We start from the raw sequence: 21,931 nt of genomic DNA on the forward strand, positions 1-21,931 counted from the left end.
CGCCCTTGCACGCCGCGGGCCCAGCACGGCACCCTCGCCGCCGCGCGCCCTTGCACGCCGCGGGCCCAGCACGGCACCCTCGCCGCCGCATGCCCTTGCACACCGCCAGCCTTGCCGCGGGCCCGCCACGGCACCCTCGCCGCCGCGCATCCCTGCACGCCGTCGGCCTTGCCGCGGGCCCATCACCGCACCGTCGCCACGCCCCCGGCGGTGCGGTGATGCTCGACGTCCGCCGGCTTCGCCTCCTGCGTGACCTGGCCCAGCACGGCACCATCGCAGCGGTCGCCGCCGCGCACACGTACACACCCTCAGCCGTGTCCCAGCAGCTCGCGGCCCTGGAGCGGGAGGCCGGCGTGGCCCTGCTGGAGCGCACCGGCCGCCGGGTCGCGCTCACGTCGGCCGGCCGCACGCTGGTAGCGCACGCGGAGGAGGTCCTGGCGGCCCTGGAGCGAGCGACCGCCGCCCTGGCCGCCGGCCGCAGCGGCCTGTCGGGCCCCCTGCGCATCGGCGCGTTCCCGACCGCAATGCGCACCCTGCTGCCGCCGGCCCTGGTAGCGCTGGGCGAGGCCCATCCGGCGCTGGAGCTCAGCGTCCAGGAGCTGGACCCGGCCGCGGTACCGCACCATCTCCGCGACGGCACCCTGGACGTGGCCCTGGTCCACGACTACGACCTGGTGCCGATCGAGCCCGACCCGGCGCTGCGGACCCTGCCGCTGCTGGACGAGACGATCTTCGTAGCGGCCCGCGACGAGCGAACCCTGGCCGGGTGCCGCGACGAGCCGTGGATCCTCGCCAGTCGGGGCACCCTCTGCCACACGATGACCGTCCGGGCGTGCGAGGCGGCGGGCTTCACCCCGCGCGTTCGCCACCACGCCGACGACTTCGTCACCGTCCTCACGTTCGTGGCCGCGGGCCAGGGCGTGGCGTTGGTGCCGGAGCTGGCGGCAACGGGCGTCCCGGCGGAGGTGGTCCTGACGCCCTTGAGCACCCGCCGCCGCACGCGTGTGGCCTTCCGCGCCGGCGCGGCCCGTCACCCGGCGGTAACCGCGTTCGCGACCGCCCTGGGAATCCGCACCGCCCCGGCAACGTCCGCCGGCTGACCGCGGGACGGACCAAGCGCGCGGAGGCGGCTGACCCGGGACCTACTTGACGGTGCGGCACGAAAATCTCGAAGGCGACGCGTCAGGCGATGTAGTCACACAGGTCCAACCGGGGTGGCCCGTTCCGTCTATCTAACCCTACACCACGCCACCTAACCGATCACGCCCGTCAATCCGCAGCGTAGTCGGCCGATGACGTCAGTCGTTCTCCTTCGTCTCGCGCCGGCGCAGCTCCTCCTCGCGGCGGCGCAGGTCGGCCTCCCACTTGGAGAACATCTCCTCGTCCGCGCGGCGGTTCTTCGCCAGGTCGCGCAGGAACGCGGGGTCGTCGTCCGGGGCCATCTGGCGCGCCCGCGGGCGGTCGTTCTCCGGGAAGCCGCTGCCTGGCCGCCACTGGGAGCCCGCGCCCGCGCGTGCCGCCGGCTGCGGGCGTCCCGCCACGAGCCAGGCGATCCAGCCCACCGGCGAGAACAGCAGGATGATGAACACCCAGGCGATCTTCGGCAGGTTGCGCACGAGGTACTCGTCCGTCGACAGGCAGTCGATCACCGCCCACACGAGCATGACGAGGTCGATCAGGAAGAGAAGTCCATAGAGGCGAACCACGCCGGACATCGTGCCGGACCGCGATCCCGGTGTCCGCCCCGTGACCGAATCGCAATGGTCCTGGGTCAGTCCAAAAGGACGACGCGGAAGTAGCCGAGGTCGAGCTCGCCCCCGCGCATGCGCGCCACGGCGGAAACCGGCAGCAGCAGGGCGTGGCGCGCCGTGTCCGCCGCGCGCTTCGGGCGTGAAGACGGCGGCGGTACCGCGGCCCGCGCGGCGTGCCGTTCGAGGCGGCCCGGGCCCAGGCGGGCGCGCACGTCGGACCAGCGGGAGGCCGGGAAGCGCAGCGCCTCCTCGGCGAGGACGAGGTCGAACGGGATGCCGCGCTCGTCGCGCAGCGGGAACGCGACGAGCGTCCGGTCGCTTACGAGCTCGGCCAGGGCCAGCATGCGCAGCGCGTCGCGGCGGGTGGTGCGCAGGGTGGGCGGCGAGCCGGCGTGCAGCACCGCGGTGCGCAGCGGGCGGGCGGGGCGCAGCACGCGGTACGCGTACGACCCCACCTGCACATCGTCGCGCCTCGTCAGGCGAAAATGGGGACCATGGTGCGCATCGAACGGCTGGTCACGTCGGGCACGTTCTCGCTCGATGGTGAGACCTTTGACGTCGACAACAACGTCTGGATCGTCGGCGACGACGAGGAGGCGCTGGTCATCGACGCCGCGCACGACGCCGGGGCGATCTTCGACGCGCTCGGCGGTCGTCGCGCCGTTGCGATCGTGTGCACCCATGGTCATGACGACCACATCGATGCCGCGCCCGAGGTCGCGCTGCGCACCGGCGCGCCGATCCTGCTGCATCCGGACGATCTGCCCCTGTGGCACATGAAGCACCCCGCTCTCGAGCCGAACACGCACCTTACCGACGGCCAGCCGATCGTGGTGGCCGGAGCTTCGCTGACGGTACTGCACACGCCCGGTCACACCCCCGGCGCCGTCTGCCTGCACCTGCCCGAGCAGGGCGTGCTCTTCTCCGGCGACACGCTGTTCGAGGGCGGCCCGGGCGCGACCGGCCGGTCGTTCTCCGACAAGCCGACGATCCTGCGCTCGATCACCGAGCGCCTGCTCACGCTGCCGCCGGAGACGGTCGTGCACACCGGTCACGGGCCCGACACCACCATCGGGGCCGAGCGGGACAACGTGCACTAGTCGGCGAGCCGCTCCAGGATCGCGGCCGCGTACAGGAGGGCGTCGCGCTCGGCGGCGCTCAGCGTCGCCATGGCCGAGGCCAGCCACTCGTCGCGCGTGCGCATGTCCTCGCGCAGGGCGGCCCGCCCGGCGTCGGTGATCGAGAAGACCCGCTGCCGCTTGTCGGCGAGGTTCTGCAGCCGTTCGATGTGCCCGTCGGCCTCGAGCTCCGCGAGTACCCGCGTCACCGACTGCGGCTGCAGCCGGTCGGCCGTGGCCAGGGCGCCGGCGGTCATCGGGCCCTTGCGCGCCAGGTGCCCCAGCATGCTGATCTTCGTCAGGCTCAGCCCGTCGGCGGCCCGCTGCAGCTGCAGCCGGCGCGAGAGCCGCTGGGTCGCCCGCCGCACGGCGCGCGCGGTACTGAGATCGGGGTCCGGGTCGTTCATGGTTGCGCTCACGCTACCGTGCTGCGATATTCAGCAGGTGCGTAATATCCGGCAGGCCCTCGCCGGCTTCGCCCCCGTGCCGGCCACCGTCCTCACCCTCGTCGCGATCCACCAGAGCCTGGGCATCGTCGTGCTCGGCGCCGCCGTCGCCCTGATGGCGGGCCGATCCGCCCAGCCCCACAGTCCCTGGCGCCTTCTGCTGGTACCGGTGGGAGCCCTCGTCATCGCCACGTTCGCGGTCCTGTTCCACGCCGCCCACGCCTACGGCGACGCGTTCTTCGTCGTCACCGTGGCCGCCGCGACCGCCGCCCGCGCGTTCGGCCCGGCCGCCGGGCACCTCGGCCGGGCCCTGGTACTGCCGCTCATCGGCATGCTGATCGCCCCGGTGAACCCCGGCGGCCACCCGCTGCGCACGCTGGCGTGGGCCACGCTCGCGGTGTTCATCGCCGAGGCGTTCGTGCTGCTCGCCCGGCTTGCGTGGGGTACCGCCGCCGAAGCGGAACTGCCGAGCACGGCCGCCGCGCGGGTGCACGTCTGGCGGGGCGTGCAGTCCGCGCTCGCCCTGACGCTGGCGTTCACGATCGGACAGGTCGTGTTCGGCGAGCACTGGCCGTGGACGGTGATCAGCGCGTACACCGTGGGCGCGGCCGCCCGTTCCCGCGGCGACGCCCTGCTCAAGGGCGTGCACCGCACCCTCGGCGCGCTCGGCGGCACGCTGGTCGCGACCGTCCTGGCCTTCGCCGTCGGCGGCCACAAGCCCGTCGCCGTCGCGTTGCTTCTGGTGGTACTCGCCGCAGGCTCCTACCTGCGCCAGTTCGGCTACGCCTGGTGGGCCGCGAGCGTGACGGCCGCCCTGGCGCTGCTCTACTCGCTGGTCGGCGTCGCCGGTACCGCCGCGCTGCCCCTGCTCGGCACCCGCCTGATCGCCGTCGTCGCCGGCGCCCTGTGCGCCGTCCTGCCCGCCGTACTCGTGGCGCCCATACGCACCGGCGCGGTGCTGCGCAAACGGACCGCGGAGTGCCTGCGCAGCATCAGCGCGGGCGAGTACGCGACCGCCCTGCGCCGGCTCGCCGCCCTGCGCGAGTCGGCCGCGCCGCTACTGGCCGTCCGCCGCTTCCACGACCGCCGCGAACTGCGCTGGGTCGACGCGCTGGGCGCCCTGGAGCCGGACCTGCGCACGCTCGCGGCGGCCGAGGACCCGGCCGCCCTGAGGCGGGTACGCAAGGCCCTGGGCCCGGTGGTAGACGACCTCCGGGCCGCGGTAGCCGCGCATAAGTCGCCGGTCAGGGTATAAATCCGACATGTCGCGGCGCGGAGCGCCCGACATGTCGGCCCGTGCGGCTGTGCGGGCCGCAGCGGACGGCATGTCGGCGCGGCGCCGGGTTACGCCTCGGCCTCCGCGCGCTCCAGCAAGGCGTCCCGCTCCGCCGGGCTGTGGGCGATCGCCGCCGCCTCGCGGAACAGGGCCGCCGCGCGGTCGTGGTCGCCCGCGCGGGAGCGCATGTCCGCCTCCGCCGCCACCGCGTGCGGGTAGCCGTCCAGGGCGCCGCCCGCCCGGGCCTCGGCCAGCAGGGTCAGGCCCGCCGCGGGGCCGTGGGCGAAGCCGTGCGCTACCGCGCGGTTGAGGGCGATCACCGCGGTCGGCTGCCCGGCCCACAAGCGGTCGTAGCAGCGGGCGATCTCGGGCCAGTCCGTCGGGCCGTCGGTGGCGTGGGCCGCGGCGATGCGGGCCTGCAGCGCGTACGGGCCGTCGCCCAGGGCGTCGAGCAGCGTGCGGGCCTCGGCGATCGCGTTGTGGTCCCACAGCGTGCGGTCCTGCTGGTCCAGGGTGAGCAGGCGGCCGTCGGGGGAGCGGCGGGCGGCCCGGCGGGAGTGCTGGAACAGGAACAACGCGAGGAGGGCGGCGACCTCCGAGGACAGCTCCGGGGCCGGGTTCACCGCGGGCAGCAGCGCGCGCAGGAGCCGGGCCAGGCGGATCGCCTCGTCGGCGAAGGCGGGGGCGCCGTCGGGGTTGTAGCCGTTGGTGAACAGCACGTACAGCACGCCGAGGACGCCCGGGAGGCGTTCGGCCAGGGCGGGGCCCTGCGGCACGCGGTACGGGATGCCGGCCTGCGCGATCTTCGTCTTGGCGCGGGTCAGCCGGCGGGTCATCGTCGCCTCGGTGACGAGGAAGGCGCGGGCGATGTCCGCGGTCGGCACGCCGCAGATCGTGCGCAGGGTCAGGGCGACGCGGGCCTCCAGCGGCAGCGCCGGGTGGCAGCAGGTGAAGACGAGCCGGAGGCGGTCGTCGGGGAAGCCGTCCGGGGCGTCGGCGGTGTCGTTGCCCGACAGCACCGCCAGGTCCTGCAGCTTCGTGCGTTCGACGGCGGTGCGGCGCAGCACGTCGATGGCCCGGTTGCGGGCCGTGGTCATCAGCCAGGCGCCCGGGTTGTCGGGCACGCCCGACGACGGCCACCGCTGCAGCGCGGCGGCGAGCGCTTCCTGTGCGCAGTCCTCGGCCAAGTCCCAGTCTCCCGTCATGCGGATCAGCGCCCCGACGATGCGCGGGTACGCCTCGGCCGCCCCCGTTACGACGGCCGAGGCTGCATCCACGTAGGGACGTGTCACTGCTCGAAATCGGCGAACGGGCGGATCTCGATGCGGCCGCCGCGGGCCATCGGGTGCGCGCGGGCCACCGCGATCGCCTCGTCGAGGTCGGCGCACTCCAGCAGGTCGAAGCCGAAGATGACCTCCTTCGTCTCCGTGAACGGGCCGTCGGTCACGAGCAGCTCCTTGTTGCGCACGCGGACCGTCGTCGCCGCCGTCGGCGGGGCCAGGACCGCCCCCTGCCGCCGCCGGCCGGCCTCGTCGTTCTCGCGGACCCACTCGTTGATGTCGGGCTCGGCGGACGGGTCGGTGTCGGGCTCGGCGTCGCTGCAGACGAACATCATGTACTTCATCAGGGATTTTCCTCCAAATGACGATCGAGACACCCGAGTGACGAACGGGAACCGGCCAACCGGACACCTACTGGAGGGGAAATTTTCCATTGCGGAAGAGATCCACGAAAATCTGGTGGTCGCGGCGCGCCACGTCGCCGTACTCGTGCGCGAACTCGACAAGCGCGGCGGTGAACCCGGCCTCGTCGCGGTCGACGGCGGCGACGATCGCGTCCTCGGTGGAGAAGTCGACGAGGTCGTGCGCGGACTCGTCGTCGGCGACCGAGTGCATGCGGGCGGTCGCGCGGCCCAGGTACGCGATGACGCTGCGCAGCTGGGCGAGCTCGTTCACGTCGCTCCAGTCGAGGTCGGTCGCGTAGGGCGACACCTCGGCGACCATCTGCCCGACGCCGCGCAGCACCGTGTGCCCGGCCCACGCGTCGGCGTGCGCCTGCAGGGCCCGCTGCGACTCGCTGGTGCGGTGGCCCTGGTGGCGGAAGTACTCCCGCACCCGCGGGTCGGGGATGAAGCGCGACACGGCCGGCGTCTGGCCCTGCTTCATGTACAGGATCACGTCGTTCTCCAGCGCCTGCGTGTGCCCCTCGAGCAGCAGGTTGTAGCTGGGCAGGCCGGCCGAGCCGATGCCGACGCCCTTGCGCAGCACCACATCCTTGATGGTGTACTGCTCCGGCCGCGACGCGTCCCACGACGGCATCGTCGGCAGGTACTCGGCGAACGCGGCCAGCACCTCCTCGCGCAGGGCGTCCTCGACGGCGTACACCCCGTCGGCCATCATGAAGCGCCGGTCGTACTCCTCGACGACCGTCTGCGTGTCCAGCAGCGCCACGCGGGTACGCAGCCGGGCCCGCTGCAGGACGTCGTGGAGCACCCCGTCGGTCGTGTCGAGAGTCAGGGAGCCGATCGCGCCGCCGCCGGCGATCCCGCGCAGCTCCGTCACGTAGGCCGCCGCGTAGCCGGCCACGAGCTCGCCGATGACCGTGTCGGAGAGCGCCTTCTCGTACCCGATGAGCGCCACGCTCGCCGCGAAGCGCTTGAGGTCCCAGGTGAAGGGTCCCACGTACGCCTCGTCGAAGTCGTTGACGTTGAACACGAGCACGCCCGCGGCGTTCATGTACGTGCCGAAGTTCTCCGCGTGCAGGTCCCCGTGGATCCAGACCCGCGAGGTGCGCGCGTCGAGGAAGTCGTCGCGGATGCCGTGCACGTCGGCGTAGAACACGCACGCGCTGCCGCGGTAGAAGGCGAACGGCGAGGCGGCCATCTTGCGGAACTTGCGGCGGAAGGCGGCCGGGTCCAGGGACATGAGCTCCCCGAACTCGGCGACGAACACGTCGGTGAGGGCTTCGGCGCGATCCATCGTCCGACGATATAGAGCCCGCGCACGGTCCTACACGCAGTTCAGCGCCGCGCCGAGCCTTCGTGCGGCCTCGGCCAGGTCCGCGGGGGGCAGCATCGAGTACGACAGCCGGACGTGCCCGGCCCCGCCGGCGCCGTCGCAGTGGAACTGCGGGCCGGGCACGAACGAGACGCCGTGGCGCTCGGCCACCGGCAGCAGCGCGTCCGCGGTCAGCCCGGCCGGCAGCCCGGCCCACAGGAACCAGCCGCCGTGCGGGACAGCCACGTCGAGGGCGGGGGCCGCGGCCCGCAGCGCCCCGGCGAGGGCGTCGCGCTGGCGGCGGTACTCGCGGCGCAGGTGCCCGGTGTGCCGCGCGTACGCCCCGGAGCGCCCGAACGCGGCCATGGCCAGGGCGTTGGTGTGGTTCACGCCGCCGCCGCTGTTGACCCAGCCCCGCGCCGCGACCGCCGCCACCGTGGCGCGGTCGGCGGTGAGCCAGCCGAGGCGTACCCCGGGCGCGACCGTCTTGGCGAACGAGCCGAGCCGCACGACGCCCTTGCCGCCGCCGCGGCTCCACAGCGACGCGGGCGCGGCGCCGTCGTAGGCGAGCTCCCGGTAGGTGTCGTCCTCGATGACGGTGACGGCGGCGCGCCGGGCCGCGGCGAGCAGGTCGTCGCGGCGCCGGGCGGGCAGGCTGCGGCCGGTCGGGTTGCCGAAGGTCGGCACGAGGTACAGCGCGGACACCCGCCGCCCGGCGCGCCGCAGCCGCCCGGCCAGCGCCGCGGTCGCCTCCGGGTCGGGGCCCTCGGCGTCGGCGGGCACGCTCACCAGGGTCGCGCCGAGGTCGCGCAGGACGGCGAAGGCGAGGTGGTACGTGGGCGCGTCGACGAGCACGACGTCGCCCGGCCGGATCAGGACCGCGCCGGCCAGCGCCAGGGCCTGGGACGCGCCGCCGGTGACGAAGAGCTCGTCCTCCCGGCACGGCCCGTCGACGGTGGCGAGGTGCCCGGCGAGCCATTCGAGCAGCGGCCCGGGGCCGGGGGAGGCGCCGTAGGTCAGCGCCCGCCAGCCGTGCTCGGCCAGGGCGGCGCGGGTCGCGTCCAGCCACGCCTCGACCGGGAGCAGGTCCGGGCGCGGGTGGCCCCAGCCGAGGTCGAGCACGCCCGGGCGGGGGACGTACTGGGTGACGGGGTACACCGGGCTCACGCCCCGGCGCGGAGGCCGTCGACGAGCACCTGCAGGCCGCGGCCCTTGGACGCCTCCGGCAGGCGCTGCTCCATGACCACCGCGCCGGCGATGATCGCGTGCAGCTCGGCCGTGGTCACGTCCGCGCGCACGGCCCCGGACTCCTGGGCCCGGCGCAGCAGGACCGCGATCGCCGCCTCCAGGTCGCGGCCCGCGTCCATGATCACCTCGCCCGGGTCGGTCAGGGCGGCCGACAGGGCCAGGTTCTGCGCGGCCTCGGCGGCCAGGCGGCGGAAGAACCCGGCGAAGGCCAGGCCCGGGTCGGGCGCGCCGGCCAGGCCCGCGCCGACCTCGGCGAGCTCCGCGAGCCGGTCCGCGATCACCGCCGCGAACAGGGCGTCCTTCGTCGGGAAGTGGCGGTGCACGGTGCCCGCGCCGACCCCGGCGCGGCGGGCGACGTCGTCGAGGCTCACGCCCGGCCCCTCCTCGGCGAACGCGGCCCGCGCGGCGGACAGGACGCGCTGGCGGTTGCGTACGGCGTCGGCACGAGGCATCGCGGTACCACCCCTTGAAACGGGGCGATCGCCCCGCTATCGTCTCCGGCATAAGCGGGGCGGCTGCCCCGGTTCTCGTCTTCCCCTCCGGGAGGGAACCCCATGATTATCGTGACCGGTGCCAACGGGCCCTTCGGCCGCCTCGTCGCCGAGCGGCTGCTCGACCTCGTGCCGGCCGGCGAGGTCGCCGTGAGCGTGCGCGCGCCCGACGCGGCCGGCGCGCTGCGCGAGCGCGGGGTCGCGGTGCGCCACGGCGACTTCGGCCGGCCCGGGACCCTGCCCGGCGCCTTCCGGGACGCGGCCACCGTGCTCGTCAACGGCACCTACTACGGCGCCGCCCCCGAGGTGCGGGGCCCGCAGCTGCAGGGGGCGGTCGCGGCCGCCGTCGCCGCGGGGGCCCGGCGGGTCGTGGTCACCAGCTGGCCCGACGCCGGGCGCAGCACCCTGGCCGCCACCGCCGACTTCGCCGGGACCGAGCGGGCGGTGCGCGCGCTGCCGGTCGCGTGGACCATCGTGCGGGCCGGCCACGGCCTGCCCGCCGCGCTCGCCCGCGACGTGCTCGCCGCCCGCCGCGACGGGGTGCTCACCGCGCCGGCCGGCCGGGCGCGCCTGGCCGTGGCCCGGACCGCCGACCTGGCCGAGGCGACCGCGCGCGTCCTGGCCGGCGGCGACGGGCACGGCGGGCGCACGTACGAGCTGACCGGCCCCGACGCGATCGGCTGGGACGAACTCGCCGAGCTGGCCGGGCCGGGGATCGCCTACCGGCCCGAGGCCGAGGACGAGTTCCGCGCGCGGTGGGTGGCCGCCGGATGGCCGCCGCCGGTCGCTGAGCAGCTGCTCGCCCTCTACGCCTGCATCCGCACCGGCTGGGCGGGCACGCCGACGCACGACCTGGAGACGCTGCTGGGCCGCCGCCCGGCCGGGGCGCGGGCCGCCGTGGCCGAGGCCGCCGGAGGCTGAACGCGGCAAGGCCCTGGAGGCGAACCCGGCAGGTCGCCGGCGGGTGAGCGCTGGGTGAGCGCCGCACTGCGGCGAGTGGATCCGGGGGTGAAATGCGGAGGTCAGCGCGGTGAATCCGAGCCGAACAGCCGGGTGGTTCGGCCGATCCGGGGCACCCACCCGGCGACCGCGGCGACTAGGCTGCGGACCTTGTGCCGATGGTTTGCGTGACGTGTGGTGCCCCCGGGCACGACACCAACGGTCGATACCTCTGCATCCGGCACGGCGGCGTGCCGTCCGCGGAGTTCGTGGCCGCCCTCGTCGGCGAGGGCGACGGCGCCGCCCGCTGGCCCGACCGGCTGTCCGGGCGGGTCGAGCCCACGGCCCGGATCCCCGAGCAGTCGCGGGACGAGCCGGACCTCTCCGACCTGCCCGGCCTGCCCGACCCGTTCCCGCCCCTGGAAGAGCGCTTCGAGCCCGACGACCGCGACGAGGACGACGAGGTCATCGACGACCACCCGCCGGTGGCCCTGCGGGCGTTCACCTGGATCTTCCTCGCCGTCACCGCCGTGCACATCGTGCTGCTCGTCGTCGACGTGCTCGTCCTGCGCCGCGAGGACGCGGTCCTGCGGCGGTACGCCTTCGACGAGCACTCCCTGCGCGACCCCGGCGCCCAGGCCGTGTTCGCGCTCGTCGACCGGGTCGGGTCGGCGGTCGGCATCGCGCTGTGGGTGACGCTGCTGCTGTTCGCGGTGTGGTTCGGCGTCGTCGGGCGGGTCGCCGACCGGCTCGGGCGGGACCGGCGCAGCGTGCTGCGGCACTGGACCTACCTGGGCTGGCGCCTGGCCCTCGTCCCGCTGGTCGTGTACCTCTTCGCCGAGGCCGCCCGCACCGAGGCGCGCCCGGCCGAGCGGCTCGCGTTCGTGGAGGACGCCCTGGCCGTCAACCACACCGCGATCATGTTCGTGTCGCTGCGCGTGGTGATGCTCGCGCTGCTGGCCGGGTTCGTGCTCGTGGTGTGGCGCCGGCTGAACCCGCCCGCCCGCGACGAGCTGCTGCCGTTCTGAGCGGTTACGTCTGCTCCATCCACCACTCGGTGAACTCGCGGCACCGGCCCACGGTGTCCAGGCGGATGAGCCAGAGGTTGCTGTACGTCACCGTCGCGTACGCCGTCACGCCCTGCACGACGCTCAGGTCCGGCCCCACCGTCACCGGGAACCAGGTGAACGACCAGTCGCCGGGCGCGTCCTGGTGCGCCAGCCACTCGGCCACGATCGCGTCCCGGCCCCGCCACGGCTCGGCGAACGGCGCCGTGTAGTACGCCGCGTCCTCGGCGAAGAGCTCGCCGATCCCGGCCGGGTCGTTGCCGGTCCACGCCCGCACGTAGCCCTCGACCCAGCCGGTCACGGCCTCCAGATCCGTCATGCGCTATTCCTACACGTAGGCTGGAGCCGTGGCGAGGTACTTCGACGTGCACCCGGACAACCCGCAGCCGCGGCTGCTCCAGCAGATCGTGGCGCTGCTGCGCGGCGACGGGCTGCTCGCCTACCCGACCGACTCCTGCTACGCGCTGGGCTGCCAGCTCGGCAGCCGCCCCGGCCTGACCCGTATCCGGGAGGTCCGCCGGCTCGACGACCGGCACCACTTCACGCTCATGTGCCGCGACTTCGCCCAGCTGGGCCAGTTCGTGCAGATCCCCAACTCGGTGTTCCGGCTGGTCAAGGCGGTCACCCCGGGCAGCTACACGTTCATCCTGCCGGCCAGCCCCGAGGTGCCCCGCCGGCTGCTGCACCCCAAGAAGCGCACCGTCGGCGTGCGCATCCCGCAGCACACGGTCACCCAGGCGCTGCTGGCCGAGCTCGGCGAGCCGCTGGTCTCCAGCACGCTGCTGCTGCCCGGCGAGACCGAGCCGATGACCCAGGGCTGGGAGATCAAGGAGGCCCTCGACCACCAGGTCGACGCGGTCGTCGACGGCGAGTGCGGCACCGAGCCGACCACGGTCGTGGACCTCTCCGAGGACGAGCCGCAGATCCTGCGCGTGGGCGCCGGCGACCCCGCGCGTTTCGAGTGAAGAACGCGGTGTCTTCCGGCATGCTCAGGGCATGACTGACGAACCGCCGGTGATCTCGGTGATGCTGATCGTCCCGGACGCGGACGGTGCGGTCTCCTGGTACAGGACCGCACTGGGCGCGACCGAGCTCTGGAACCTCGGCGGCGTCGCCGGCCTCGACATCGGCGGCGCCGCCTTCTTCCTCCACCAGGCCGATCCTGGGAACCCGGTCGGCGTCTCGAGTACCCGGGTCGAGGTGTTCACCGACGATCCCGACCAGTTCGTCGAGCGCGCCGTGGCCGCGGGCGCCGTCGCCGGACCGCCGATCGAGGACCGCCGCGTGCCCTGGGGGACCCACCGCCAGGGCGGCTTCACGGACCCGTACGGCCACAAATGGTCCGTGGGCGACCGCTCGCCGCTGCGCCGGTGGTCTTGAGCTCAACCTAGGTTGAGGTTTTACGGTCCACGGGTGTCCCCGGAGCCGCAAGACCTGCTCACCGTCCGCGAGGTCACCGCCCGCACCGGCGTGGCCCCGTCCGCCCTGCGCTTCTACGAGGCGGAGGGGCTCATCACGGCCGAGCGCAACGGCGGCAACCAGCGGCTGTACCGGCGGCACATGCTGCGCCGCATCTCCCTCATCCTCGCGGCCCGGCGGCTCGGCATCCCCCTGGCCGGCGTGGCGGAGATCTTCACCACCTTGCCGGCCGACGAACCACCGAGCCACCGCGACTGGGTGCGGGTGTCGAGAATCTGGAAGCAGGAACTGGAAAACCGGCGGCGGTACATCATGAACCTCGAACGCCAGCTCATAGCGTGCATCGGCTGCGGCTGCCTGTCGATGCGCTCCTGCGACCTGCTCAACCCCGACGATCGCCTTCGAACGCGGGGGCAGGGCCCGGTACGCCTGCAGGATTCGGCTCTTTGAAGAACGCGGCGTTGACGGCGATGTATTCGCGGAACTCCGCGGGAAGGTCATCCTCGTAGAAGATGGCTTCGACGGGACAGACCGGCTCACAGGCGCCGCAGTCGGTGCACTCGTCGGGGTGGATGTAGAGCATCCGGTCGCCCTCGTAGATGCAGTCGATCGGGCACTCGTCGAGACAGGCCTTGTCCAACACGTCCACACAGGGCGCCGCGATCACAAAGGTCATGCCGCGAAGCTAGAAGCTCAACCACACTTGAGCGCAAGCCCGCCCGTGCCGCCGGTTCGCTACACGGCGATCAGGGTCTCGGGTTCCATGTCGTAGGAGGCCTGGAGCTGCCTGGGGCGGGTACCCAGGCCGTCCTTGGTGTTCCGATCCCACGGCACCTGCTGCAGGCTCCTGGTCTCGTCGATCATCGACGCCGGCTCCAGGTTGCGGTAGGTGTCCACCTCGCCGGCCGCGACGGCGGTCATCGTGGCGTACACCGGCTCGGGGTCGAACTGTGCGCGGGGGAAGGCCAGTTTCGAGTAGTCGAAGAGCCGCTCGGAGGGGTCGTCCTCCCAGCTCTGCCAGGTCTGGAACATCCGGTCGTTGAAGCCGGTCAGGAACGGCCCGGGGTTGACCGTGGCGACCTCGACGCCGAACTCCTGCAACTCCATCGCCATGGTCTCGGCGATGGCCTCCACCGCGTGCTTGGACGCCGCATAGATGCCGGTGAAGGGATTGACGTTGAGCCCTTCCCGGGAGGAGACCCACACGATACGTCCCTTTCTGCGCTTGACCATCTGCTTGGCGATGCCCTGGGTCAGCAGCAGCGGCCCGGTGACGTTCACCTCGAACTCCCGGCGGATGTTCGCGGCCGGGATGTCGAGCGTCGAGCCGCCCTCACCGACGCCGGCGTTGTTGACCAGTACCTCGACGCCCCACGCCAAGGCCTTCCGGCGATCCGCGTCATCGGTGACGTCGAGCTTCTCCACCTGCAGGTTCACTCCGCGCTGCGCGGCCTGCCGCTTCAAGGTCTGCACCTGGGCCCAGATCTCCACGGAGGCGATGACGTCGAAGCCTTTCTCCGCCAGCCGCATCGCCACCTCATGGCCGAAACCGGTGCCGCATCCCGTGATCAGTACCTTTGTCATCTCAGTCCCCCAGTCTGCTGTTCAGCGCCGCTGCCATCACGTTCGACCGCCGCGTTACCCTGCCCCGATCCCGTTATCCGGCCGGACCCCGAACCACCCCCGGCGACCTCATTCGCACCGGGTCGCCCGGCGCTTCGCGGCGGGCCGCCTCGCCGACGGCTTCCGGGGTCGCGAGGAGCGCGAACCGCCGGTGTCGCGCCGCCCTCCGGGGAATGACCAACGACCGCACACGCGGACCCGATCGGCTCCCGTGCTGACCGGCTCGAGTCGGGTTGCACGATTTGTCGTGCATGATTTATCGTGTACACATGCCAGACGCGGCCGGATCGGAACTCGCCACGCTTGCCACCGCCAAGGCCCTGGCCAACCCGGTGCGTCAGAGGATCCTGCGCGAGCTGGAGATCCTCGGTGAGGCCACGTCGACGCTGCTTGCCCCGCGGTTGGGTGTCACCACCGGCGGCGCCAGCTACAACCTGCGAGTGCTGGCCGAGCATGGGTTCGTCGAGGAGATTCCCGAACGGGCCCGCGGCAAGGAGCGCTGGTGGCGGCTGACCCGCAAGCACGTGCACTTTCCCCGGCAGAGCGAGCAGAGCCCGCAGTTGCAGGCGGCGATCGAAGAACTGAACCAGCTCTGGCTGGCGGAGGATCTAGCGACCTTCGCCCGCTTTCAGGGCAAGCGGCCACAGATGGGTCCGTGGTCGGATGCGCTGCCGTACTCGCGCGGCTCGATCCGGGTCAGTCTGGCGGAACTGTCCAGCTTCTTCGAGGAGTACCTGGAGCTGCTCAAACGGTACCAGCGACCGGCGGATGACACTCCGGCCGGCGCGCGTACCGTGCTGACCCGTTTCGTCGCCTTTCCCGACCCGGAGGAGGACCACGACACCGACTGAGCCCGGACACGAATCCTGGGTCGCCGAGCTGCAACTCAGCGACCCAGGCAACGGAAGACGCTCCATCTTCGCCCGCGGGCGATGCCGTGACGTACACGCACTTCCGACCCCAGGAAAGCACTCCATGCTGCCAAAACGCAAGCACGCCAAGTCGGCCCGACTCGCCGCCGCGTTGCTCATCGCCCTTTCCCCGCTGGTCTGGCTGGCCGGGCCGGCCCAGCCGGCCGCGGCGGAGACCGCCGACCTCACCAACACCGACGTGCAGTTCCAGAGCGGCGCCCTGACCTTGTACGGCACCGTCGTCGCACCCACCGCCGCGGGAACCGGCCGCGCCGGCCTGGTGCTCGTGCCCGGCGCCGGCGCCCGGACCCGCGACGCCTACCGGCCCGAGGCCGAGGCGTTCGCCCGGGCCGGCGTCGTCGTGCTCATCTACGACAAGCGATCCGACTACTCGCGGGCCACCAGTTCCTTCACCAGACTGGCCGACGACGCCATCGCCGGAGTACACCTGCTGCGATCCCGCGCCGACGTCGAACCATCACGCGTCGGCATCTGGGGACACAGCGAGGGCGGCTGGGTCGCACCACTCGCGGCATCCAGGTCCACCGACATCGGTTTCGTCATCCCGGTCGGCGCGAGCGCGCTGCACACCGACCGCACCCAGCTGTGGAGCAACCGCACCTACCTGTCACACGCCGGCGTGTCAGCCTCACTGTGGGACCCGATCGGCGTAAACCTCAGCCGCATGCTGGTAGCGGCCAACCTGTTCGGCGACGTCGGCTACGACCCGATCGCCACACTCCAGAAGGTCCACCAACCGCTCCTGGCGGTCTTCGGCCAGTACGACCGCTCAACCGTCCCGGCCGAAAGCCTCCGCCTGTACCGCGACGCGCTCGACCGTGCCGGCAACACCCACTACACGCTCCGCGTCATCCCCGACGCCAACCACAACATGCGCCGCAGCACCACCGGCTTCGACAACGCCCACGCAAGCCGGTTCGCGCCCGGCTACACCGACCTGATCACCTCCTGGATCAACGACCTCGGCCACACCCTGCCCGAGGCCAGCGCCGACCCACCACCCGGCCAGAACCTGCCGAGCACGCCCGTGAAACCGCTCGCCTGGTTCGAGAACGTCGCGCTCCAACTCGGCCTGCTCGCCGTCATGCTGATCGGCTTCCTGGCCTACCCGGTCGGTGCGGTGCTCCGCCGGCTACGCCGACACCGTCCGCCGGCCCGGGTGCGGTGGGCGGCCCGGCTCCTCGCCGCCAGCGGGATGATCACCGTGCTCGGCACATCAACGTATCTGTTCACCATCGTGGCGACCGGAGCGACAAACACCACCACGACCCTCCTCGGCCGCCCGCCCGAATGGCTCACCCTGCAACTCGGTGCGCTCGGCGTCCTCGCCACGACGGCCTTCACCATCATCGGCTGCCGCCGCCACGGCGGCAGCCCACGAGTCGGCCTGCTACTCACCGGTGGCGTCGTGTTCATCCCCTGGGCGGCCTACTGGGGCCTGCTCACCCCCTGACGAACGCGGCACAACCCAACGGGTGGGGCGTCCGTACGCACACGCGAGCGCCCCACGGGCGGGACCGTCCCGAGAACGGTGGCACGCCGTGAGCCGCTGGTTTGAGGTGCCTCCGGTTACCGGCTGAGCGGGACGAAGACCGGCTCGTCCACGCCCTGGCGCAAGGTGATGAGCTCCTCGCCGTCCGGCCGGATGTTCACCGAGTCGAAGCGGCCGCTCGCCAACCGGATCGGCGTGTCGCAGGTCGTGACGCGGCATTGGTACAGCCCGGCCGCGTCGCCCTGCCCGGCGCTGATCACGAGTACCCCCTCGTCGGTCAGCGCCGTGTCCAGGGGCCATCGGAACTGTGCGTCGGACACGGTGACCGTTCCGTTGACCCGGTCCTGCACCACGACCCGCCAGATGTCGTCGACGGCGACCGGTTTCGACCACGCATCGGGCATCGGGGCATTGCACGGCGTTGCACAGACATGCACGAAGAACCCGAGGTACCGTCCGTGCGGCGACAGGGACGGCGCCCGGGCCAGCGCGCGGGCCGTGCAACCCGCTCCGCCGACCTCCGGCAGGGCGTCCGCGAGGTGTATGGGGCCGCCGGGCAGCGCGATTTCGACGTCCAGCGGGTGTACCGTCGCGCCGGTCAATGTCCCCACGCCTGCGCAGCCCAGCGTGGTGTACCCGAGGAAGGCGGAATGATCAGGCTCGGACCAGATACCTCCACCGTAAGCCGACAGCAGCGGCAGGTCGACGCTCGGCACCGCCGCGAGGGGCTGGGCCTGCCCGGTGGCCGGGTCGAAGGACACGAATGCGAGGCGCGGGTCGTTCCCGCCGCAGGACGCGGCGAGCCCTATCTTCGGCGCGGCCAGCGCGAAGACGGACATCACCGTCAAGCCGTAGCACACGCCGCCGAGCGACGCCGAGCGCAGACGGCCGCCGCGATGCCCGGTCCACAACACGGCCGCCTCCTCGCGCACCAGCACCACATCGCCGTCCGACGTCCAACCGGCCGCCGTCACCGGGCCCTGGTCGCTGTGTCCGCACCCGGCGAGCAACATCAGCGTCGACGCGATGACGGCGGCCCCAGCGGCACAGCGTGCACCCATTGCGGGCACGCTACGCGACGGCTGCGACGCGGATGTGGAAGCGCCGGGTCGGACCTGTGCAGATTCGGTGAGCGAGCGTCCGCTGCAGGTCGGACCGCAGCGCGCGGTGGCCTTCGTTGCCCGGCTGCGGGAATCACATCTCGGGCCGGGGCCTTGGAGTCGCCCGGAGTACGGTCGGGGCTACCCGCGGTGCCTCGAACCGCGTGACCGGAGGAGTCGGTGCTGGGATGACACGGGACGACGTGCTCGGGTACTTCGACACGCTGTCGAACTGGGGCCGGTGGGGCGACGACGACGAGCGCGGGACGCTGAACCACATCACCGACGGCGTCCGGCTGGCGGCGGCGCGGGCCGTGCGCCACGGCCGGAGCGTGTCGTGCGCGTGGGAGGTCGCCGTGCCGGACGAGCTGGAGCGGTCGACGACGACGTGCCCGTGCGCCGCCGACATGCCGGGGGCCGAGAACATGCCGGCGGCCGGGTTCCGCAACGACCGCAGCTGGGGCTTTTCGACGGAACGGCTCGGCATCACGTTCCACGGCAACACGATCACCCACGTCGACTCGCCGTGCCACATCTTCTGGAACGGCCTGATGTACAACGGGCGGTCACACTCGCTTGTCGACGCGGCGACGGGATCGGCGTGGGGGGCCGTCACGGCGGCGGCGAACGGGATCGTCACGCGCGGTGTCCTGCTGGACGTCGCGAGGGTCCGTGATGTGCCGTGGCTGGAGCCGGGTGAGGGTGTGTTTCCCGACGATCTCGAGGCGGCCGAGCGTCGTCAGGGGGTGCGGGTGGGGCCCGGTGATGCGGTACTGCTGCGGACCGGCAACGGCCGCGCCCGGCACGAGTCCGGTCCGGCCGGCGGCTTCACGCAGGCCGGCTGGCACGCGTCCTGCCTGCCGTGGCTGCATGAGCGGCAGGTCGCGCTGATCGGCGCCGACACGCCCCAGGACGTGCAGCCGTCCGGGTACGAGGACGTGCTGATGCCGGTTCATGCCGTGGGCCTCGTCGCGATGGGCCTGTGGCTGCTCGACAACTGCGACCTGGAGGCGTGCGCGACGACGGCGGCCGAGCTCGGGCAATGGGACTTCCAGCTCGCGGTCGCCCCGGTTCGTTTCGCCGGTACCTCGGGCAGCCCGGTCAATCCGATCGCCACATTCTGACCGCGCCTCGCGAGCTATACACCGTCGTCGCCGTCGCGCAGGGACTGGATCATGCTGCGCAGGATCCGGAACGCGTCCGACCGCTCGGTCTCGCTCATCCCGGCCAGCATCCTGACCTCGACGGACCGGACCGCCACGGTCGCCTTCTCGAGGCTCCGCCGGCCGCGGGGCGTGAGCCGCGTGGGAAGCACCTTCCCGACGGGCGCCTCCGCCGGCCTGGTCACGTAGCCGTCTCGTTCCAGGGCCTGGAGCAGCACGTTCATCGACTGCCGGGTCACGAACGCACCCCGCGCGAGCTCGGAGTTCGACAAGCCCGGCCGCTGGGCCAGCAGCTCGAGGCAGGCGTAGTGCGTCACGCTCATCCCGAGCGGCCGCAGCACCTCCTCCATGGCCGCGCGCAGGACGCTCGACGCCTCCTTCAGCAGGTAGCCCAGCGATTTCTCCAGGTCGACGCCAGCACCCTCTAGACTCATGTCAGCATTCTGACATACAGTGGTTCGTGTCAGGAAGCTGACACGAACCGAAGGAGCATCACCATGCCCGCCACCGGCCCCGACTTCATCTCGCTCCAGGCGCGCGACCTCGACGCCTCGCAGGCGTTCTACGAGCGGTACCTCGGCCTCGTCCGCTCGCCGGCCGGACCTCCGCACGCCGTCGTCTTCGAGACGAAGCCGATCGCGTTCGCACTCCGCGACGTCGTTCCCGGCACCGACCTCGCATCCGTTGCCCAACCCGGCATCGGCGCCGCGATCTGGCTCCACGCCACCGACGTCCAGGCCATCCACGACGCGCTCGCCGCCGACGGTCACACCATCGTCTCCGCGCCGATCGACGGCCCCTTCGGCCGGACGTTCACCTTCGCCGACCCCGACGGCTACCGGATCACGCTCCACGACCGCGCCTGACAGGCCGGCGCCACCGGACGATCGTCCGCATCGATGATCGCCGCGGTGGCGGGGCGCGCGTAGGTTGGTGGTGTGTCGTGCCCGGTCTCCGGCAGGAGCAGGATGGGCAGGACCGGGCGGCAGCTCATGCGGTGCCGGCCGACCCGCGACCGGCGGACGTCACCGCCGAGGCGACGGCGACGGCGACGGCCTCGGACGGCGAGCGTCTCACCGGCGAATGGCTCGAGCAACTCGCCCGCCTCAAGCTCGGCGGCAAGCGGCGGATCTCGCTGCCGCGGTCCTGGACCGATCGCGGTCCGCAGGCCCTGCCGCACCGGCTGGCCGTGGATGGGCTCACCCCAGCCCGAGAGCTTGTCGACGCCCTCGTATTCCGGTTGCACGCGGCTACGGGTGGTGCGGAATGATCATGTCCGTTGTGGACAGTGCGGGAGTATTAGGCCGGACGGCGCGGACGGAGATGAGGCGCGGGCGCCGGCTGGGACCAGGTCGAGGCCGTGCTGAAAGCCGCCGACCTGCGCACCGGCCGCGGCCACCACTGGTGTCGCCCGAGTCCGCGCCTCCTACACCATCCGCGGACCTCGCACCCTCGCCGTCCAAGTCGGCGAGGTCAGCGTCAAGCAAGCTGCCGCTGAACTCGGTATCCCCGCCGACGCGGTCTATAACTGGCTCGCTCACGGCCAGGTCCCCGCCCGGCGAGGTCCGAGCGAACGCTGGTGCATCCCGTGGGATCCCGACGCCCAGGCGATCTACCGACGCAAGGTCGCCGCCTCGTTTCGGCTGAAACCGGCCCAGACGGCTGGGCAACAGTGAAGTGGAAGGATGCCGCGATGACGCTCCGGATCGCCACCACTCAGCCAGCGGGAAGCGCCGATGCCAGGGACAACGGCAGGAAGGCTCGCGCATTGATGCAGCAAGCCGCCGCTGAGCATGCCAGGCTGATCCAGTTCCCGGAGGGTTTCCTGTCCGGCTATGCCAAGGAACAGATCGCCGACTGGGGCGACGTCGACTGGGCCGCCGTCGGCGACGAACTCGGCAAGGTCGCCGCCCTCGCAGCGGAGCTGCAGATGTGGGTCGTGCTCGGATCGGCACACCCATTGACGGCACCACACCGGCCGCATAACAGCCTCTACGTGATCTCCGACCAGGGTCAGATCATCACCCGCTACGACAAGCGCTTCTGCTCGAACACCGAGATCACCCGCTTCTACAGCCCGGGCTTCGAGCCGGCGGTGTTCGACGTTGACGGCTACCGGTTCGGCTGCGCGATCTGCATCGAGGTCAACTTTCCCCAGCTGTTCGCCGAGTACGACCGTCTCGGGGTGGACTGCCTGTTGCTGTCGGCCTGGCCCGTCGATTCGATCTTCTTCCTCAAGGCGCAGGCGCATGCCGCGATCAATAACTACTGGCTCAGCCTGTCGGTCCCCGCGCAGAGCGCCAACCTGATGCCCTCGGCGATCATCGGACCGGACGGCAGCCGTTTGACCGCCGTCGACGGGGATGCCGAGCTGGCCGTCGTCGCCTTGGACCGCAACGCTCCCGAGTTCCACATCGCGCTCGATCTCGCCCGACCGTGGCGCGCCGAGGCGAACCGAGGAGACATCTACCGGACTCGTCGCGTCGACGATCCCCGAAGCCTGGATCGAACCTGCACCTAGCCAAGACCCAGCTCGACCTGTCGGAGAACCGGCTCGCCGAGCTGCCGGAACAGGTCGGCCGGCTCACCGCCCTGGTCAGCCTGAACCTGCGCGACGACCAGCTTACCGAGCTGGCGGCGTCGCTGCGCGACCTCACCGCCCTGACCTGGCTCGATGTGTCGGGCAACCCGCTGGCCGGGCCGCCGCCGGACTTTCCGAGGTGGACACCGGCGGTGCGCTGAGCCCGCCGGGCCCGGCTACTGAAGCGGCTAACCACAGCATAGGTCTTCTTGACTGCCATCTGCTCTGATCGTATCGTCGGCTCTGGTTAACCGCTTAATCGCGCGGCCCCTCGTTGAAAGTTTCGGGG

At 72.3% G+C, this 21,931-nt stretch carries 27 protein-coding genes and 1 pseudogene; 15 read left to right on the top strand and 13 right to left on the bottom strand.

Annotated features, from left to right (window positions below; genetic code table 11):
* The first annotated feature begins 218 nt into the window (after nt 1–218).
* On the top strand, nt 219–1,100 hold the full coding sequence (locus tag AB0B76_RS08780) for a LysR family transcriptional regulator (RefSeq protein ID WP_360371698.1): 882 nt from the start codon (nt 219–221) through the stop codon (nt 1,098–1,100).
* 198 nt (nt 1,101–1,298) lie between these two features.
* Here the strand turns inward: AB0B76_RS08780 and AB0B76_RS08785 are convergent, their stop codons facing one another.
* Together AB0B76_RS08785 and AB0B76_RS08790 are read right to left on the bottom strand one after the other, a co-directional pair.
* Complete coding sequence (locus tag AB0B76_RS08785; RefSeq protein WP_360371701.1) at nt 1,299–1,706, bottom strand: PLD nuclease N-terminal domain-containing protein; 408 nt, start codon at nt 1,704–1,706, stop codon at nt 1,299–1,301.
* A gap of 65 nt (nt 1,707–1,771) precedes the next feature.
* Complete coding sequence (locus AB0B76_RS08790; protein ID WP_360371704.1) at nt 1,772–2,206, bottom strand: hypothetical protein; 435 nt, start codon at nt 2,204–2,206, stop codon at nt 1,772–1,774.
* Nucleotides 2,207–2,245: 39 nt separating this feature from the next.
* On the opposite strand from AB0B76_RS08790, the gene AB0B76_RS08795 reads away from it, so the two are divergent.
* Complete coding sequence (locus AB0B76_RS08795) at nt 2,246–2,851, top strand: MBL fold metallo-hydrolase (RefSeq protein WP_360371707.1); 606 nt, start codon at nt 2,246–2,248, stop codon at nt 2,849–2,851.
* On the opposite strand, the gene AB0B76_RS08800 is transcribed toward AB0B76_RS08795, so the two are convergent.
* The gene (locus AB0B76_RS08800; RefSeq protein WP_360371710.1) at nt 2,848–3,288 is read right to left on the bottom strand and encodes a MarR family transcriptional regulator; all 441 of its coding nucleotides are present in this window, start codon (nt 3,286–3,288) and stop codon (nt 2,848–2,850) included. The two genes, AB0B76_RS08795 and AB0B76_RS08800, sit on opposite strands and share 4 nt — an antisense overlap.
* Nucleotides 3,289–3,313: 25 nt before the next feature.
* Here AB0B76_RS08800 and AB0B76_RS08805 point away from each other — a divergent pair, with 25 nt between their 5' ends.
* Nucleotides 3,314–4,570 (top strand): FUSC family protein, encoded by a 1,257-nt coding sequence (locus tag AB0B76_RS08805; protein ID WP_360371713.1) that lies wholly within the window; start codon nt 3,314–3,316, stop codon nt 4,568–4,570.
* Between the two features lie 89 nt (nt 4,571–4,659).
* Here the strand turns inward: AB0B76_RS08805 and AB0B76_RS08810 are convergent, their stop codons facing one another.
* From AB0B76_RS08810 to AB0B76_RS08830, 5 genes are all read right to left on the bottom strand, one after another.
* Entirely contained in the window at nt 4,660–5,868 is a 1,209-nt protein-coding gene (locus AB0B76_RS08810) for a sigma-70 family RNA polymerase sigma factor (RefSeq protein WP_360371716.1), read from the bottom strand.
* Nucleotides 5,869–5,879: 11 nt separating this feature from the next.
* Entirely contained in the window at nt 5,880–6,215 is a 336-nt protein-coding gene (locus AB0B76_RS08815) for a YciI family protein (RefSeq protein WP_360371719.1), read from the bottom strand.
* 67 nt (nt 6,216–6,282) lie between these two features.
* Nucleotides 6,283–7,569, bottom strand: coding sequence for a DUF2252 domain-containing protein (locus AB0B76_RS08820; RefSeq protein WP_360371722.1), 1,287 nt, complete (start codon nt 7,567–7,569; stop codon nt 6,283–6,285).
* 30 nt (nt 7,570–7,599) lie between these two features.
* A complete protein-coding gene (locus tag AB0B76_RS08825; RefSeq protein WP_360371725.1) occupies nt 7,600–8,745 on the bottom strand; it encodes a PLP-dependent aminotransferase family protein in 1,146 nt (381 codons plus the stop codon).
* A 5-nt stretch (nt 8,746–8,750) separates the two neighbouring features.
* Complete coding sequence (locus tag AB0B76_RS08830; protein WP_360371728.1) at nt 8,751–9,287, bottom strand: helix-turn-helix domain-containing protein; 537 nt, start codon at nt 9,285–9,287, stop codon at nt 8,751–8,753.
* Nucleotides 9,288–9,389: 102 nt separating this feature from the next.
* Between AB0B76_RS08830 and AB0B76_RS08835 the strand changes: the two genes are divergently transcribed.
* Both AB0B76_RS08835 and AB0B76_RS08840 read left to right on the top strand, forming a co-directional pair.
* A complete protein-coding gene (locus tag AB0B76_RS08835; protein ID WP_360371731.1) occupies nt 9,390–10,247 on the top strand; it encodes an NAD(P)H-binding protein in 858 nt (285 codons plus the stop codon).
* Between the two features lie 206 nt (nt 10,248–10,453).
* Complete coding sequence (locus AB0B76_RS08840; protein ID WP_360371734.1) at nt 10,454–11,293, top strand: hypothetical protein; 840 nt, start codon at nt 10,454–10,456, stop codon at nt 11,291–11,293.
* 4 nt (nt 11,294–11,297) lie between these two features.
* Here AB0B76_RS08840 and AB0B76_RS08845 read toward each other — a convergent pair whose 3' ends face one another.
* Nucleotides 11,298–11,651 (bottom strand): nuclear transport factor 2 family protein, encoded by a 354-nt coding sequence (locus AB0B76_RS08845; protein ID WP_360371736.1) that lies wholly within the window; start codon nt 11,649–11,651, stop codon nt 11,298–11,300.
* A 28-nt stretch (nt 11,652–11,679) separates the two neighbouring features.
* Here AB0B76_RS08845 and AB0B76_RS08850 point away from each other — a divergent pair, with 28 nt between their 5' ends.
* Genes AB0B76_RS08850 through soxR form a run of 3 tightly spaced genes read left to right on the top strand, consistent with a single transcriptional unit; the run spans nt 11,680 to nt 13,201 of the window.
* Nucleotides 11,680–12,297 carry an L-threonylcarbamoyladenylate synthase gene (locus AB0B76_RS08850; protein ID WP_360371739.1) on the top strand — a complete coding sequence of 206 codons (618 nt, stop codon included), beginning with the start codon at nt 11,680–11,682 and terminating at the stop codon, nt 12,295–12,297.
* A gap of 31 nt (nt 12,298–12,328) precedes the next feature.
* Complete coding sequence (locus AB0B76_RS08855) at nt 12,329–12,712, top strand: VOC family protein (RefSeq protein WP_360371742.1); 384 nt, start codon at nt 12,329–12,331, stop codon at nt 12,710–12,712.
* 33 nt (nt 12,713–12,745) lie between these two features.
* Nucleotides 12,746–13,201: a redox-sensitive transcriptional activator SoxR gene (gene soxR, locus AB0B76_RS08860; protein ID WP_360371745.1), complete on the top strand. Its 456-nt coding sequence runs from the start codon at nt 12,746–12,748 to the stop codon at nt 13,199–13,201.
* 31 nt (nt 13,202–13,232) lie between these two features.
* Here soxR and fdxA read toward each other — a convergent pair.
* Nucleotides 13,233–13,427: pseudogene (fdxA, locus tag AB0B76_RS08865) on the bottom strand (ferredoxin); the annotation flags it as partial.
* 59 nt (nt 13,428–13,486) lie between these two features.
* Nucleotides 13,487–14,335, bottom strand: a complete 849-nt coding sequence (locus tag AB0B76_RS08870) for an SDR family oxidoreductase (protein WP_360371748.1) — start codon at nt 14,333–14,335, stop codon at nt 13,487–13,489.
* A gap of 308 nt (nt 14,336–14,643) precedes the next feature.
* On the opposite strand from AB0B76_RS08870, the gene AB0B76_RS08875 reads away from it, so the two are divergent.
* Both AB0B76_RS08875 and AB0B76_RS08880 read left to right on the top strand, forming a co-directional pair.
* Nucleotides 14,644–15,225, top strand: a complete 582-nt coding sequence (locus AB0B76_RS08875; protein WP_360371752.1) for a helix-turn-helix domain-containing protein — start codon at nt 14,644–14,646, stop codon at nt 15,223–15,225.
* Between the two features lie 124 nt (nt 15,226–15,349).
* Nucleotides 15,350–16,759, top strand: a complete 1,410-nt coding sequence (locus AB0B76_RS08880) for a prolyl oligopeptidase family serine peptidase (protein WP_360371755.1) — start codon at nt 15,350–15,352, stop codon at nt 16,757–16,759.
* Between the two features lie 116 nt (nt 16,760–16,875).
* On the opposite strand, the gene AB0B76_RS08885 is transcribed toward AB0B76_RS08880, so the two are convergent.
* A complete protein-coding gene (locus AB0B76_RS08885; protein WP_360371758.1) occupies nt 16,876–17,859 on the bottom strand; it encodes a hypothetical protein in 984 nt (327 codons plus the stop codon).
* Between the two features lie 227 nt (nt 17,860–18,086).
* On the opposite strand from AB0B76_RS08885, the gene AB0B76_RS08890 reads away from it, so the two are divergent.
* Entirely contained in the window at nt 18,087–19,022 is a 936-nt protein-coding gene (locus AB0B76_RS08890; protein ID WP_360371761.1) for a cyclase family protein, read from the top strand.
* Between the two features lie 14 nt (nt 19,023–19,036).
* Here the strand turns inward: AB0B76_RS08890 and AB0B76_RS08895 are convergent, their stop codons facing one another.
* Nucleotides 19,037–19,495 (bottom strand): MarR family transcriptional regulator, encoded by a 459-nt coding sequence (locus AB0B76_RS08895; RefSeq protein WP_360371764.1) that lies wholly within the window; start codon nt 19,493–19,495, stop codon nt 19,037–19,039.
* Nucleotides 19,496–19,558: 63 nt separating this feature from the next.
* Here AB0B76_RS08895 and AB0B76_RS08900 point away from each other — a divergent pair, with 63 nt between their 5' ends.
* From AB0B76_RS08900 to AB0B76_RS08915, 4 genes are all read left to right on the top strand, one after another.
* Complete coding sequence (locus AB0B76_RS08900) at nt 19,559–19,927, top strand: VOC family protein (protein ID WP_360371767.1); 369 nt, start codon at nt 19,559–19,561, stop codon at nt 19,925–19,927.
* 77 nt (nt 19,928–20,004) lie between these two features.
* A complete protein-coding gene (locus AB0B76_RS08905; protein WP_360371770.1) occupies nt 20,005–20,331 on the top strand; it encodes a hypothetical protein in 327 nt (108 codons plus the stop codon).
* Between the two features lie 423 nt (nt 20,332–20,754).
* Nucleotides 20,755–21,582, top strand: a complete 828-nt coding sequence (locus AB0B76_RS08910) for a carbon-nitrogen hydrolase family protein (RefSeq protein ID WP_360371772.1) — start codon at nt 20,755–20,757, stop codon at nt 21,580–21,582.
* Nucleotides 21,498–21,803 (top strand): hypothetical protein, encoded by a 306-nt coding sequence (locus AB0B76_RS08915; protein ID WP_360371775.1) that lies wholly within the window; start codon nt 21,498–21,500, stop codon nt 21,801–21,803. The genes AB0B76_RS08910 and AB0B76_RS08915 overlap by 85 nt, the downstream gene beginning before the upstream one ends.
* Nucleotides 21,804–21,931 lie beyond the last annotated feature (128 nt).

It is taken from the genome of Dactylosporangium sp. NPDC049140 (genome assembly GCF_040648435.1).

Coding starts and splice junctions, on each gene's coding strand:
- AB0B76_RS08780 (WP_360371698.1), top strand. CDS start 219: ATGCTCGACGTCCGCCGGCTTCGCCTCCTGCGTGACCTGGCCCAGCAC.
- AB0B76_RS08795 (WP_360371707.1), top strand. CDS start 2,246: ATGGTGCGCATCGAACGGCTGGTCACGTCGGGCACGTTCTCGCTCGAT.
- AB0B76_RS08815 (WP_360371719.1), bottom strand. CDS start 6,215: ATGAAGTACATGATGTTCGTCTGCAGCGACGCCGAGCCCGACACCGAC.
- AB0B76_RS08820 (WP_360371722.1), bottom strand. CDS start 7,569: ATGGATCGCGCCGAAGCCCTCACCGACGTGTTCGTCGCCGAGTTCGGG.
- AB0B76_RS08830 (WP_360371728.1), bottom strand. CDS start 9,287: ATGCCTCGTGCCGACGCCGTACGCAACCGCCAGCGCGTCCTGTCCGCC.
- AB0B76_RS08835 (WP_360371731.1), top strand. CDS start 9,390: ATGATTATCGTGACCGGTGCCAACGGGCCCTTCGGCCGCCTCGTCGCC.
- AB0B76_RS08845 (WP_360371736.1), bottom strand. CDS start 11,651: ATGACGGATCTGGAGGCCGTGACCGGCTGGGTCGAGGGCTACGTGCGG.
- AB0B76_RS08855 (WP_360371742.1), top strand. CDS start 12,329: ATGACTGACGAACCGCCGGTGATCTCGGTGATGCTGATCGTCCCGGAC.
- AB0B76_RS08870 (WP_360371748.1), bottom strand. CDS start 14,335: ATGACAAAGGTACTGATCACGGGATGCGGCACCGGTTTCGGCCATGAG.
- AB0B76_RS08875 (WP_360371752.1), top strand. CDS start 14,644: ATGCCAGACGCGGCCGGATCGGAACTCGCCACGCTTGCCACCGCCAAG.
- AB0B76_RS08880 (WP_360371755.1), top strand. CDS start 15,350: ATGCTGCCAAAACGCAAGCACGCCAAGTCGGCCCGACTCGCCGCCGCG.
- AB0B76_RS08885 (WP_360371758.1), bottom strand. CDS start 17,859: ATGGGTGCACGCTGTGCCGCTGGGGCCGCCGTCATCGCGTCGACGCTG.
- AB0B76_RS08890 (WP_360371761.1), top strand. CDS start 18,087: ATGACACGGGACGACGTGCTCGGGTACTTCGACACGCTGTCGAACTGG.
- AB0B76_RS08895 (WP_360371764.1), bottom strand. CDS start 19,495: ATGAGTCTAGAGGGTGCTGGCGTCGACCTGGAGAAATCGCTGGGCTAC.
- AB0B76_RS08900 (WP_360371767.1), top strand. CDS start 19,559: ATGCCCGCCACCGGCCCCGACTTCATCTCGCTCCAGGCGCGCGACCTC.
- AB0B76_RS08910 (WP_360371772.1), top strand. CDS start 20,755: ATGACGCTCCGGATCGCCACCACTCAGCCAGCGGGAAGCGCCGATGCC.